The following is a 13,505-nucleotide window of genomic DNA, read 5'->3' as shown; positions in this document are numbered from 1 at the left end:
GTCCGCAAAACCTGGCCGTTCGGACGAGGTTCATCGCGACGGCCCTTTTGCTATCCTTGGTGCTCCCGTGCGCCCGGCCCGTCCGGTGCGAGGCTCCGACACCCGCTTCATGCTCCATCTCTTCTATTCGAACCGTCACGAGACGCTGGCCGACGCGCTGCTCGACGACCTGGCCGCGTTCCCGGCCCGCAACGGCCCGTGGGCGCCACAGCAGGTCATCGTGCCGAGCGCGGCGCTGCGCCGGCGTCTGGAACTCGACATCGCCGCGCGCCACGGCGTGTGCGCGAACGTCGAATTCACGTATCTCGCGCAATGGCTGTGGGCGCAGATCGGCCGCGTGCTGACGGTGCCGGCACGCTCGCCGTTCGCACCCGATCGCCTCGTGTGGCGCTGCTACCGGCTGTTCGCGCAGGGCGCGGGCGGCGCGCCGTGGCTCGCGTCGCCGCGGCTGGCCGCGTATCTGTCCGCGTCCGACGATGCAATGCGCTACGAGCTCGCGCAGCGCGTCGCGGCCGTGCTCGATCATTACCTGACTTACCGGCCCGAATGGCTGGCCGCATGGCAGGCCGGCGAATCGGTGCTCGCGGGCGACGCCGCGCCGCGCGGGATCAGCGACGCCGCACGCGACGACGAGCGCTGGCAAGCCGCATTGTGGCGCGCGCTGCTCGCGGAGCTGAGCGACAGCGGCACGCCGCCCGCGCATCGCTTCCTCGTGGAGGCGCGCAACCTCGATCCCGAAACCGTCCCGCGTGCCGACTGGCCGGAATCGGTCAGCGTGTTCGCGCTGCCGACGATGCCGCCGCTGCACGTCGCGCTGCTGCGCGAGCTGTCGCGCTGGATCGACGTGCGCGTCTATGCGCTCAACCCGTGCCGCGAATTCTGGTTCGACATCGTCACCGCCGCGCATGCCGAGGCGCTCGACGCGGCCGGCCGGCTCGACTACCAGGAAGTCGGCCATCCGCTGCTCGCCGAGTGGGGCCGGCAGACGCAGGCGCAGCTGCACATGTTGCACGAACTGACTGAAAGCGCCGCGTCGGGCGATGCGTCGCGTTTCGTCGGGAATCCCGCGCCGACCTGGCTTGCGCGCGTACAGAACGCGATCCTCGACCTGCAGCCGGAGGCCGCGCTCGGAGAAGCGCCGGTCGAGCGCGGGATCGAGGTGCACGTGTGCCACAGCCTCGCGCGCCAGCTCGAGGTGCTGCACGACCGCCTGCTCGCATGGTTCGATGCGGACGCGACGCTGCAGCCGTCCGACGTGCTGGTGGCGGTCGCGGATCTCGCGGCGGCCGGGCCGCTGATCGATGCCGTGTTCGGCACGGCGGGCGCCGGCGGCGCGCGCGTGCCTTACCGGATCACCGGCCTGCCGCCATCGCAGGCGAACCCGGTCGCGCGCGTGCTGCTCGAATGGCTCGCGTTGCCGGAACGGCAGGTCGGCGCGCCGGAGCTGGTCGAATGGCTGCGCGTCGACGCGGTGGCGGCCCGTTACGGCATCGACGCGGCCGCGCTCGAAACGGTGCAGACCTGGCTCGCGGCCGCCGGCGCGCGGCGCGGGCTGTCGCCGACGGCGAGCGACGATGCGGCGGTGCCTGCGCCGCGCCATACGTTTTCCGATGCGCTCGCGCGGCTGTTCCTCGGCTATGCGATGCCCGAAGGCGCGGCACCGGTCGGCGCGTGGCTGCCGATCGAGGCGGCAACCGGCAGCGAGGCCGAACTGCTCGGCCGGCTCGCGCGCTTCACGGACGATCTCGACGGCTTCTCGCGACGGCTTGCCGACGCACACACGCCGCGCGCATGGAGCGAACTGTTCGCCGACACGCTCGCACGGTTCTTCGACTCCGGCGCCGCGTATGCCGATGCGCTTTCGGGCGTGCGCGACGCGCTCGACGCGATGCTCGCCGCGATGACGGAAGGTGCGCCCGACGAGGCGTTGCCCGCGGCCGTCGTGCGCGCGGGGCTGGCCGCCGCGCTCGACGATCCGGCGCGCGGCGGGGTGCCGTGGGGCGGCGTCACGTTCTCGTCGCTGACGAGCTTGCGCGGGCTGCCGTACCGCGTCGTGTGCCTGCTCGGGATGGACGACGGCGTGCTGCCGAGCCTCGCCCGCGCGGACGAGTTCGACCTGATGGCCGTGTTGCCGAAGCTCGGCGACCGGCAGCGCCGCGACGACGAGCGCAACCTGTTCCTCGACCTGCTGCTCGCCGCGCGCGACCGGCTGCTGATTGCCTATACGGGGCGCAGCATTCGCGACAACGCGCCGTTGCCGCCCGCGGCACTCGTCGACGAACTGCTCGACCATCTCGCGCTCGTCACGGCCGGCGACGACGCCCCACCGGACGCGGTCGATGCCGCGCGGCGCGCGTTCATCGTCGAACATCCGCTGCAACCGTTCGCGGCCGAGTATTTCCGGCCCGGCAGCGAACTGGCTTCGTACGACGCCGAGCGCGCGACACTCGCGTCGCTGCTGGCAGCCGAAGCCGCGCGCGACGCGACGCGCGAGCAGCCGTTTTTCGCGCAGCCGCTGCCGGCCGAGCCGGTCGAGCCCGTCGCGTTCAGCGAATTCGAACGTTTCTGGCGGCATCCGGCCCGCGCGCTGCTGCGTGCGCGGCTCGGCATCGTGCTGTCCGACGCGCAGGCCGAACTGCTCGACACGGAGCCGTTCGCACTCGACTTCGCGGGCAGCGACGCGCTCGCCGAGCGCGTGCTGCCGCTTTTGATCGAATCGGACGAAGGCGGCGTGCACGATCATGCGCTGCGCATCGCGGACGCCAGCCCGGAACTGCCGGGCGGCGCGACGGGCGCGGTGTGGCGCGACCAGGCGCTCGGCTCGATGACGCAGCTCGCGTCGAACGTGCGGCGTGCGCTGGCCGACGGCATGGAACGGCGGCCGTTCACGCTCGCGATCGCGCCCGCATGGCCCGACACCGACCAGGCGCTGTTCGGCGCCGACGACGCGATGCTGTCGCGCGATGCGGTGAGTGCGCCGCTCGAGCTGCACGGCACGCTGAACCGGCTGACGCCGGCCGGCCAGATCATCTATCGCTATGCACGGCCGAGCGCGCGCGACTACCTGTCCGCGTGGCTCGCGCATCTCGTCTATTGCGCGGTGGAGCCCGGCGGTCCGCGCCGCACGCTGTGGTTCGGCAGCGGCGGCGCCTTCGAGCTGACGCCGGTCGCGGCGCCGCTCGAGCGCCTCGCGCCGCTGGCCGCGCTGTTTCGCGCGGGGCGGCGCATGCCGCTGCGCTTCTTCCCGCGCAGCGCATGGGCGTGCGTGTCCGACGGCGAGGCGAAGGCCGCGAGCGTATGGATCAACGAGCGCGTGGTGAGCGAAGCCGACGATCCGGCCATCGCGATCGCATGGCGCGGCGCGCATCCATCGCTCGACGAGCCGTTCGGCACGCTCGCGCGGCTCGTGTTCGAGCCGATGCTGGAACACCTGAAGGAGGTCGCATGAGCGCCGCATCCCAGCCGCAGGCGGCGCTCGAACTCGACGTGTTCGCGTGCCCGCTCGACGGCGTCAACCAGATCGAGGCGTCGGCCGGTACCGGCAAGACCTGGAACATTTGCGCGCTTTACGTGCGCCTGTTGCTGGAGAAGGATCTCGGCGCGGACGAAATCCTCGTCGTGACCTTCACGAAGGCGGCGACGGCCGAATTGCACGAACGGATCCGCGGCCGGCTGGCGCAGCTCGCCCATGTGCTCGATACCGGTGACGACGGCGGCGACCCGTTCGTCGCGCGCCTGCTCGAGACGACGCTCGGCGCAGCCGGCGCGCTCGACCCCGAGACTGCCGCGAAGCGGATCCGGCGTGCGCTGCGCGCGTTCGACCAGGCGGCGATCCACACGATCCACGCGTTCTGCCAGCGTGCGCTGCAGGAAGCGCCGTTCGCGGCCGCGATGCCGTTCGCGTTCGACATGCAGGCCGACGATGCGGCGCTGCGCTTCGAGCTTGCGGCCGACTTCTGGCGCACGCGCGTCGAACCGCTGGCCGCACGCTGGCCGGGCTTCGCGACGTGGCTCGTCGATTCGGGCGCGGGCCCGGCCGCGCTCGACGCGCAGCTCGCGCGCCGGCTGAAGAAGCCGCTCGCCGCGCTGCGCTGGGACGGCGTCGACGAACCGGACGAATCGGCTGAGGCCGCTGCCGCCGAGTGCTTTGCGGAAGCCGCGCGGATGTGGGCCGCCGAGCGCGACGCGATCGGCGCGTTGCTGCGCACCGCGCAGCCCGCGCTCAACCAGCGTTCGCACAAGCCCGACGCGCTCGCCGATGCGCTCGCAGCATGGTCCGCGCATTTCGCGCAGGGCAATGCCGCGGCCGCGCTGCCGAAGGCGGCGCTCAAGCTCACGCGCACCGCGCTCGTGAAGGCGACGAAAAAGGGCGGCGCAACGCCCGAGCATGCGTTCTTCGACGTCGCCGATGCGCTCGAAGCGGCGGTGGCCGCGGCCGAGGCCGCGCAGCGCGCGCGCTGGCTCGCGCTGATCGCCGACTGGCTCGACACTGCACCGGGCGCGCTGGCCGAACGCAAGCGCACGCGCCGCGTCGTGTCGTTCGACGACCTGCTCGCGAACCTGTATCACGCGCTGCATGCGCATCCGTGGCTCGCCGAGACGCTGCGCGCGCGCTATCCGGCCGCGCTGATCGACGAATTCCAGGATACCGACCCGCTGCAGTTCGCGATCTTCGACCGGATCTTCGCGCCGGGCGGCCCGCTCTTTCTCGTCGGCGATCCGAAGCAGGCCATCTACAGCTTCCGTGCGGCGGATCTGCACACGTATCTCGCCGCGCGAGCCAGCGCGAGCGCGTGCTACACGCTCGGGGTCAACCAGCGCTCGACGCCGGCGATCGTCGATGCGTGCAACCGCTTCTTCATGTCGAACCCGCGCGCGTTCGTGCTCGACGGGCTCGACTATTACGCGGTGCGAGCCGGCACGCGCGTGCGTGCACCGTTCGTCGACGGCACCGATCCAGGCCCGGCCGGCGATTTCCGGATCTGGGCGCTGCCGGGCGGCGACGGCACGCTGCTCAAGCGCGACGCACAGGCACAGGCCGCGCAGGCGTGCGCGGCCGAGATTGCCCGGCTGATGCGCGGCGCGCGCGAAGGGCACGTGCGGCTCGGGCGTACGCCGCTGTCGCCGGGCGACATCGCGGTGCTGGTGCAGACGCACCGGCAGGGCAGCCTCGTGAAGCGCGTGCTCGCGACGTGGGGCATCGGCAGCGTCGAGCTCGCGCAGGCGTCGGTGTTTTCGACCGGCGACGCGGAGCAGCTCGAGCGCGTGCTGGCGGCGATCGATGCGCCGGGCGACCTGCGGCGCCTGCGCGCGGCACTGGCGGCCGACTGGTTCGGCCTCGATGCGGGTGCGCTGTGGCGAATGGAGCAGGGCGACGGCGACGCGTCGCGCGAAGCTGACGACAGTGCGGACGCGATGAGCTGGGTCGAGCGCTTCTCGCGCTATCGGCTGCTGTGGCGCGAACGCGGCTTCGCGGTGATGTGGCGCACGTTCACGCGCGAGTTGCGGATCGCCGAGCGGCTGATGGCCGGCGCGGACGGCGAACGCCGCGTGACCGACATCAACCATCTGGCCGAGCTGACGCAGGCGCGCGCGTCCGCGCAGCCGGGCATCGCGCCGACGCTGCGCTGGCTCGCCGCGCAACGGCTCGACGGCGGCGGCGAGGAAGCCCAGTTGCGTCTCGAATCCGATCGCAACCTCGTGCAGATCGTGACCGTGCACAAGTCGAAGGGCCTCGAATACGCGGTCGTGTTCTGTCCGTTCCTGAACGACGGCGGGCTGCGCGAGCCGCCCGCGTCGGCGCTGCCCGACGCCCGCGAGTATCACGACGACGCGGGCGACGCCGTGCTGCATTACGGGTGCGACGACGAAGCCGCCGAGCATGCCGCACGCCAGGCGCTGCGCGAACAGGCGGCCGAACGCGCGCGGCTCGTCTACGTGGCGCTCACGCGCGCGGTCTATCGGTGCTATCTCGTCGCCGGGCCTTATCTGTCGTCGCGCTCGACCCGCGAGGCGAGGCGCAGCGTGCTGAACTGGCTCGTGGCCGGCGCCGGCCAGTCGTTCGACGCGTGGCTCGACGAGCCGCCCGACGAAGCGGCGCTCGACGCGGCGTGGCAAGCACTCGCGAGCGGGCCCGTGAGCGTTGCACCGTTGCCGGTGCCGGCGCGTCGCGAGCGGCTCGCGGCCGGGCACGATGCATCGCAGACGCTCGCGGCACGTCATGCGACGCGCGTGTTGCGCGACGCGTGGCGGATGGCGAGCTTCAGTTCGCTGACCGCGTCGATGGCACGCGAGGAAGCAGGCGTCGCGCTCGTGCCGGACGACGAGCTGCGGCCCGATCACGATGCGCTTGCCGCCGTGGCGCCGGACGGCGCGTTCGTCGTGGCCGACACGGCTGCGGTCGAGCCGCCGGACGATGACATCCTCGTGTTTCCGCGCGGTGCGGCAGCGGGCGAATGCCTGCACCGCCTGTTCGAACTCAGCCGGTTCACCGAGCCAGATTCGTGGCACCGGGCGGCGCTCGGCGCGCTGCACGACCGGCCGGTCGAGGCCGAGCCCGAACTCGCGACGCGCCTGCCGGCGATGATGGCGCGGCTCGTCGGCGATGTCGTGCGCACGGAGCTCGTGCCGGGCATGCGGCTTGCGGATCTCGATCCCGCCAGGCGGCTCGACGAAATGGGTTTTCTGTTCCCGGCGCCGTCGCTCGAGCTGGGCGCGCTGCGCCGGTTGCTGGTTGCGCACGGCTATCCGGACGTTGCGCTGGACGCGGGCATGCTCGCCGGTTTCATCAAGGGTTTCATCGACATGATCGTCGAACACGACGGCCGCTTCTGGATCGTCGACTGGAAGTCGAACCACCTCGGCAATACGCCGGATGCCTATGGTCCGCGCGCGCTCGACGTCGCGATGGCCGATCACGCGTATCACCTGCAGGCACTGCTCTATACGGTCGCGCTGCATCGCTATCTGCGCGGGCGGCTGCCCGACTACGACTACGACACGCACATGGCGGGCTACCTGTACCTGTTCGTGCGCGGCGTGCGGCCCGGCTGGCGCAGCGGCGGCGAACCGGCCGGCGTGCATGCGCGGCGGCCCGCGCGCGAACTCGTCGATGCGCTCGACCGGATGATGGAAGGGGGCCGCGCATGAACGTCACCGACGATACGCTCGAATTCACCGGTGGCCTCGTCGCGCGCCTGCCCGAGCCCGCGGATTTCGGCATCGCGCTCGCGGAAGGGTTCGCGCGGCGCATCGGCGACCTGTCGCGCCGCGCGGGTGCGCCGGCCGCGGCCGCGCGCTGGGCGGCACGCGCCGCGTTCGCGACGAGCCGGGCGACCGCGGGCGGTCACGTGTGCGTGTCGCTCGGCGCGCTCGCGCAGCGCTACGAGGAACCGGTCGACGATGTGCGCGCGGCGCTTGCCGCGAGCGGCGTGGTGGCGTTCGGCACGCTCGCGCGCGGCGACGAGCGGCCGCTGATCGTCGACCGGCTCGACCATCTGTATCTGTCGCGCTATTTCGACTACGAACGTCGGCTCGCCGATGCGCTCGTCGCGCAGGCCGGCATCGCCGCGCCGGGCGACGCGCTGTCGCCGGACCGGTTGCGCGACAGTCTCGCGCGTTACTTCGGGCCCGCGACGGGCGACGTGGACTGGCAGCGCGTCGCGGCGATCGTTGCGCTGACGGGACGCGTGACGATCGTCAGCGGCGGCCCCGGCACCGGCAAGACGACGACCGTCGTCGGCGTGCTGGCGTGCCTGCTCGACGCGCATCCGGGCTTGCGCATCGCGCTGGCGGCACCGACCGGCAAGGCCGCGCAGCGGATGCAGGAAGCGCTGCACGGGCGGGCGGGCGACCTGCCGCCGGAACTTGCCGCGCGCCTGCCGGACACGTCGTACACGCTGCACCGCCTGCTGGGCGGCGGCGGCGCGGCGGGCTTCCGCCATCATCGCGACAATCCGTTGCCGTACGACCTGATCGTGGTCGACGAGGCGTCGATGATCGACGTCGCGCTCGCCGCGCATCTGCTCGATGCGCTCGCGCCCGGCGCTCGGCTCGTGTTGCTCGGCGACAAGGACCAGCTTGCCGCGGTCGAAGCAGGCGCCGTGTTCGCCGAACTCAGCGCCCGGCCGACGTTTACCGCCACGGCGCGCACGCGCATCGCGGACGCGCTCGGGGTCGACGAGGCGGCGTTCGTCGCGGCGCTGCCGGTGCCGGACGGCGAGGCGGCGGGGGCGGCCGGGGCGGTTGCCGCGCCAATTCCAGCGCCGGCATCCGTTCCGTTACCGGCTGCTCCCGCGCGCAAGGCGTCGGCGCGGCGGAACGTGGATACGCGCCAGGCGTCGCTGTTCGACGACGAGCCGCAGGCTGAAGCGGTTTCGCCTGCCGATGCCGCGCCACCCGCGGCTTCGTTGCCGCCTGCGGCGCTTGCGCCGACCGACACCGATCGCACCTCGGCGGCCACCGATCCTGCATGGATCGAGGCCGGCGAGCTCGCGTGGCTCGACGCGGTCGAGCTCACGCCGTTCGATCCGGCCGCTGCGGGCGATTCGGCATGGGCGTCGACCGTTGCAACGCGCGCCGCGGACGGCGTTGCCGCCGCGTCCCCCGCACCCGCACCGCTCGCGGACTGCGTCGTGTGGCTCGAACGCAATTACCGCTTCGGTCTCGATTCGGCGATCGGCCGCCTGTCGCTCGCGATCCGTCGCGGCGACGTGCAGGGCGCGCTCGACGCGTTGCCGACGGACGAGGCCGCGGCCGCGTCGTTTCATGACGATGCGGGCGACACGCTTGCGGCGTCGACCGTCGAGCGGCTCGCGCGCCGGTTCGGCGCCTACCGCGATGCGTTGCGCGCCGCGTTGTCCGCGCCGGTGCCCGACCCGTTGCCGTTGTTCGATGCGCTCAACCGCTTCCGGATCCTGTGCGCGACGCGCACGGGCTCGCGCGGCGCCGAGCACGTCAATGCGCTGGTGGCCACGCATGTGCGGCATGCCGCACGCGTGCCGCTCGCGGTCGGCGCACACTGGTTCACCGGGCGGCCGATCATGGTGACGCGCAACGACTATGCGCTCGGGCTGTTCAACGGTGACATCGGCATCGCGCTGCCGGACGCGCACGGCGTGCTGCGCGTGTGGTTCCGCCGCGCGGACGGCACCGCGCGCGCCGTGTCGCCTGCAGCGCTGCCGCCGCACGAAACGGCGTTCGCGCTGACCGTCCACAAATCGCAAGGCTCCGAATTCGACGAGGCCGCGCTCGTGCTGCCGGCGTCGTTCAGCCGCGTGCTCACGCGCGAACTCGTCTATACGGCCGTCACGCGCGCGCGTACGCGCGTGCAGGTGATCGGCCCGCGGCGTGTGCTGGCGCAGGCGGTCGCGACGCGCACGCAACGCGATTCGGGCCTCGCGGCCCGCGTCGACGAGGCACTCGCGCGGCGCCGCAAGGAGACGACGCGATGATGATCCGCTACACGCTCGATCCGGCCGAAGTCGAATGGACCGCCGTGCGCGCGCAGGGCGCGGGCGGCCAGAACGTCAACAAGGTATCGAGCGCGATTCACCTGCGCTTCGACATCCGCGCGTCGTCGCTGCCGCCCGTCATCAAGGAGCGGCTGCTCGCGCTGTCCGACCAGCGCATCACGCGCGACGGCATCGTCGTGATCAAGTCGCAGGAATACCGCACCCAGGAGAAAAACCGCGAGGCAGCGCTCGCGCGGCTCGATGCATTGATCGGCAGCGTCGCGTTCACGCCGCGCGCGCGTGTGGCGACACGGCCGACGCGTGCATCGAAGGAGCGGCGGCTCGAACACAAGTCGCGCCGCAGCGTGGTGAAATCCGGAAGAGGGAAGGTGATCGACTGACGGAAGATCGGCCCGGCCGGCATGGCGGGCGCCGCCGCGCCCGTCAGCGCATCACGGTGCCCGCGCTGTCGAGCACGAAGTCGACGCAGAACACGACGAGGCGGCTTTGCGCGCGAATCGCGACGGCCGCCGTGTAGCAGTCGCGGCCTTCGGTCAGCGAGAAGTGCGGGCCCATCAGCGCGACGCGCCCCGGCGCCGCGATCGCGCGCTGGAAGTACGGGCGCCGCGACCAGTTGCTGTGCGTCTCCGGGAACAGCGGTGCGAGCCGCGTGCCGCTCGCCTGGCCATCCTCGGGGCGCGCGCCGATCGACGGCAGGAACTGTTCGCCGATCTCGTCCGTGACGAACACGCGGCGCGCGGCCGGCACCGCGAATACGCGCTGCGCGGCGTCCTGCAGGTTGCCGCTCGCGGAAAAGGCAGCCGCGCCGGTGAGCACGAGCCGCTCGATCGCATCGAAGCCCGGCTGCTCGGCGATCGCCGGCGTATGCCGGCGCGCGATGAAGCGTTGCCACGCGGCGTCGAGCATCGCGGGCGCCGCGGCGCTCGCGTGCGCGATCGACGCATCGGGCTGGCCGAACTGGAAGCCCTGGACGAAATCGATATCGGCTTCCATCAGCGTCTGCAGCGCGTCGTCGCTTTCGACACCCTCCGCGAGCACCATCGCGCCGGCCTGGTGGAGCATCGATACCAGGTGATGCATGATGCGGCGATCGTCGGCCGACGCGTTCGCGCGCTCGACGAGCGAGCGATCGAGCTTGACGATATCGGGTCGCGCGCGCCACACGCGGTCGAAATTCGAGAATCCGGTGCCGAAATCGTCGATCGCGATCAGGAAGTCGCGATGCTGGATCATGTCGATCGTGCGGGCGAGCGCGGCTTCGTCGCGCGACGGCTGCTCGACGACTTCCAGCACGATGCGGTTCGGCGGCAGCGCGAAATGACGGCACAGCGCCTCGACGAATTCGCGCTGCACGAGGCCCGAATCGAGCACGCGTGGCGTCACGTTCAGGAACAGCCAGCCGTCGCCGATGCCCTGCGCGACGAAGTTGGCCGTATGCAGGCAGCGGGCGAGCCGGTCGAGCAGCAGCGCGTCGGCAGCAGCGCGCGTCTTGTCGAACAGCGCGACAGGCGAAGCCAGCGTACCGTTCTCGTCCACGACGCGCAGCAGCGCTTCATAGCCGACCACGCGCTTGTGCGTGATCGACAGCACGGGTTGAAACACGCTGCGCAGCGTCGTGTCGCGATACGTGGCGATCCAGCCGCTGGGCGTCGGTGTCAGGCGTTCGAGCAGGGAATCGAGCGAGAGGTCGCGGGCGGGCTTCATGTCAACGATGCCCTGGGGCGATCGGGGGGCGGTATCGTGCGCGCCACGCAGAAGCCGTCGCACGCACAGGTGGACGCGAAAGAACGTGGTGCATCGTGACCGCCTTCTGCGGATGAGTGTTACGAGTGTAACGGGAATGGCGCGGCGCGCGTATCAGGGTAACTCCAGACGCAAACGCTACACCGTCGCGTGGACCGGGCTGTCCGCCCGCAAGCGCGACACGCAAGGGCCGCCGGTCGTGCACGCGGCGACAGCGCCGCGTGTGCCGCGTGCATTGCGTGCGAAGAAGGCCGGCGGATCAGGAAAACGGAAAAACGGACAAGCCATGCGGCTGCATCGGCATCAGATGCAAAACGACCTGCGCCGTCGCGCTCCGGTCCATGCGCGGCGCTCGACGAACGGTGGCCGGCGCGTCGCGGGAAACCTGCAACCGGCAGGGTGCGGGCCCTGCGCGTCGCTCAGGTCGCTTCGCCGCCGCGCGGGCCCAATCCGGGAATCCGCTTGATCACGCCGGTCGCAAGCGCGGTGCCGACGAGCACGATCGCGCAGCCTTCGATCATCACGACCGACACATGTTCGCTGAGGAACAGCGCGCCCCACAGCAGGCCGAACACCGGGATCACGAACGTCACCGTAATCGCGCGGGCGGGGCCGACATGCGCGATCAGGTAGAAGAAGATGAAATATGCGATGCCCGTGCAGGCGATGCCGAGCGCGAGCACGGCGCCCCACGCATGCGCGCTGACGGCAGCCGTGGGCCAGGTCGCGATCGCGAACGGCAGCAGCAGCACGGTCGAGCCGATCATGCTGCCAGTCGCGTTGACGAGCGGGTCGACGCCGCTGAGCGTGCGCTTCGTGTAGTTGGCCGCGATGCCGTACAGCAGCGTCGCGCCGAGCGCGGCGGCGGCAGCCAGCGCGGTGGCGCTGGCGCCGGTGCTGCCGTTTGCGTTGGCGACCTGGTCCCACACGAGCGTGAGCACGCCGGCGAAGCCGATCACGAGGCCGAGTGCGCGCGGCAGCGACAGCTTGTCCTTCAGCCAGAGGTAGGCGACGAGCGCGCCCCACAGCGGCGTCGTCGCGTTGATCACCGACGTCACGCCGGCCGACAGCGTCAGTTCGGCGAACGCGAACAGGCAGAACGGGATGCCCGAGTTCAGCGCGCCGACGACGAACAACGGCCATGCGCGACGGCGCAGCTGCGCGCCGAGCTCGGCGGGCTTGAAGCGCGTCAGCGCGAAGCCGGTGAGAAACAGCGCGCCGATACCCACGCGCAGCGCCATCAGCGGCGCGACACCGAAGTCGGCGACGCCGACCCGGATGAACAGGAACGACGCGCCCCACAGGGCGGCGAGGACGGTCAGCAGAAAGGCGTTCTTGGGCGACATCGAGCGTGGCGGGCGAGGGGACGGGATGCAAAGGATCTTACACCGCGTTACCGCGCCGTCGTTTCACGATCGGATGAAACGGCAAGAAACGGCAAGAAACGGGAATGTCGCCGGTCGCCGGCCCGGGGCGACCGGCCGCGCGAGATCGGCTGCGCATGGAGCGGCGCGCTCAGTGATGGTGGTGCCAGCCGCCGCGTCCGCCGAAGCCGAAATTGAGCGACAGCGCGGGTCCCCAATAACCGCCCCATGCCGGCGCATACGCGGGCGCCGGGTAGTAGGCGGGGCCCGGATCGACGTACACGGGCGCCGGCTGTACCGGTGCGGCCGCGTAATAGCCGCCGGGATAATAGCCGTACGGGTAGTAGCAGCCGGCGAGCGTCGTGCACGCGAGCGCCGCGGCGGCGAGTGCGACGAGGGTCCTGTTCATGATGTCTCTCCGGCGGAGCCGGCAATCGGCAGATGCTTAAGCTTAGGCCGCGCGGCGATGACAAGATGCGCAAAACGGTAACGGATCATTTCCGGGCCGCTGCGTCGTGTTGCGGCGCCGCATACGAAAAACGGCGCTTCCGCCGCGCGGAAACGCCGTCAGGCCGGAGCTTGCCGCGCGTCGCGCGGCAGCCGGGTAAGCCGGCCGGCTTATTTGCCGACCTGGTTGCCGATGATGCCGCCGGCGGCTGCGCCGCCCAGCGTCGACAATGCGTTGCCGCCGATCGCCGCGCCCGCGACGCCGCCGACACCCGCACCGATTGCCGTATCGCGCTGGCGCCGCGTCATCGAATCGCAGGCCGACAGGCTGGCCACCGTCGTGACGAGCAGCGCGCATACCCCAAAACGCCGAATCGAAGCATTCATGATCGTTGTCCTTGCGGTAGTGAACGGAAGGTCGCATGGCCGCATTGCGGCCGCGCATGAAACCAATCTACCTGCCGTCCCACCGGGCTGC

At 71.4% G+C, this 13,505-nt stretch carries 8 protein-coding genes; 4 read left to right on the top strand and 4 right to left on the bottom strand.

Going from position 1 to position 13,505, the window contains the following annotated elements; translation table 11 throughout:
- Positions 1–109 precede the first annotated feature (109 nt).
- The 4 genes from recC to arfB are packed head-to-tail and all read left to right on the top strand — an operon-like array spanning position 110 to position 9,853.
- A complete protein-coding gene (recC, locus tag DID99_RS25995) occupies positions 110–3,448 on the top strand; it encodes an exodeoxyribonuclease V subunit gamma (RefSeq protein WP_124523879.1) in 3,339 nt (1,112 codons plus the stop codon).
- Entirely contained in the window at positions 3,445–7,149 is a 3,705-nt protein-coding gene (gene recB, locus DID99_RS25990; protein WP_124667766.1) for an exodeoxyribonuclease V subunit beta, read from the top strand. The genes recC and recB overlap by 4 nt, the downstream gene beginning before the upstream one ends.
- Positions 7,146–9,452 (top strand): AAA family ATPase, encoded by a 2,307-nt coding sequence (locus DID99_RS25985; protein WP_124667765.1) that lies wholly within the window; start codon positions 7,146–7,148, stop codon positions 9,450–9,452. The genes recB and DID99_RS25985 overlap by 4 nt, the downstream gene beginning before the upstream one ends.
- A complete protein-coding gene (gene arfB, locus DID99_RS25980; protein ID WP_044848015.1) occupies positions 9,449–9,853 on the top strand; it encodes an alternative ribosome rescue aminoacyl-tRNA hydrolase ArfB in 405 nt (134 codons plus the stop codon). The genes DID99_RS25985 and arfB overlap by 4 nt, the downstream gene beginning before the upstream one ends.
- A gap of 43 nt (positions 9,854–9,896) precedes the next feature.
- Here arfB and DID99_RS25975 read toward each other — a convergent pair whose 3' ends face one another.
- The 4 genes from DID99_RS25975 to DID99_RS25955 all read right to left on the bottom strand — a co-directional run bounded on the left by DID99_RS25975 (position 9,897) and on the right by DID99_RS25955 (position 13,414).
- Complete coding sequence (locus DID99_RS25975; protein WP_124523883.1) at positions 9,897–11,177, bottom strand: EAL domain-containing protein; 1,281 nt, start codon at positions 11,175–11,177, stop codon at positions 9,897–9,899.
- A gap of 458 nt (positions 11,178–11,635) precedes the next feature.
- Complete coding sequence (locus DID99_RS25965; RefSeq protein WP_124571812.1) at positions 11,636–12,562, bottom strand: DMT family transporter; 927 nt, start codon at positions 12,560–12,562, stop codon at positions 11,636–11,638.
- Positions 12,563–12,731: 169 nt separating this feature from the next.
- A complete protein-coding gene (locus DID99_RS25960; protein WP_124667764.1) occupies positions 12,732–12,989 on the bottom strand; it encodes a hypothetical protein in 258 nt (85 codons plus the stop codon).
- Between the two features lie 209 nt (positions 12,990–13,198).
- Positions 13,199–13,414 (bottom strand): glycine zipper 2TM domain-containing protein, encoded by a 216-nt coding sequence (locus DID99_RS25955; protein WP_044848011.1) that lies wholly within the window; start codon positions 13,412–13,414, stop codon positions 13,199–13,201.
- Positions 13,415–13,505 lie beyond the last annotated feature (91 nt).

The sequence above is a fragment of the Burkholderia sp. Bp8986 genome (genome assembly GCF_003854225.1).
GTDB lineage: Bacteria > Pseudomonadota > Gammaproteobacteria > Burkholderiales > Burkholderiaceae > Burkholderia.
The sequence above is the reverse complement of the archived record's forward strand: the minus strand, read 5'-3'. Positions and strand labels throughout refer to the sequence as shown.

What these genes read in the sequence shown, in the direction of transcription:
- recC (WP_124523879.1), top strand. Translation starts at nt 110, where the DNA reads ATGCTCCATCTCTTCTATTCGAACCGTCACGAGACGCTGGCCGACGCG.
- recB (WP_124667766.1), top strand. Translation starts at nt 3,445, where the DNA reads ATGAGCGCCGCATCCCAGCCGCAGGCGGCGCTCGAACTCGACGTGTTC.
- DID99_RS25985 (WP_124667765.1), top strand. Translation starts at nt 7,146, where the DNA reads ATGAACGTCACCGACGATACGCTCGAATTCACCGGTGGCCTCGTCGCG.
- arfB (WP_044848015.1), top strand. Translation starts at nt 9,449, where the DNA reads ATGATGATCCGCTACACGCTCGATCCGGCCGAAGTCGAATGGACCGCC.
- DID99_RS25975 (WP_124523883.1), bottom strand. Translation starts at nt 11,177, where the DNA reads ATGAAGCCCGCCCGCGACCTCTCGCTCGATTCCCTGCTCGAACGCCTG.
- DID99_RS25965 (WP_124571812.1), bottom strand. Translation starts at nt 12,562, where the DNA reads ATGTCGCCCAAGAACGCCTTTCTGCTGACCGTCCTCGCCGCCCTGTGG.
- DID99_RS25960 (WP_124667764.1), bottom strand. Translation starts at nt 12,989, where the DNA reads ATGAACAGGACCCTCGTCGCACTCGCCGCCGCGGCGCTCGCGTGCACG.
- DID99_RS25955 (WP_044848011.1), bottom strand. Translation starts at nt 13,414, where the DNA reads ATGAATGCTTCGATTCGGCGTTTTGGGGTATGCGCGCTGCTCGTCACG.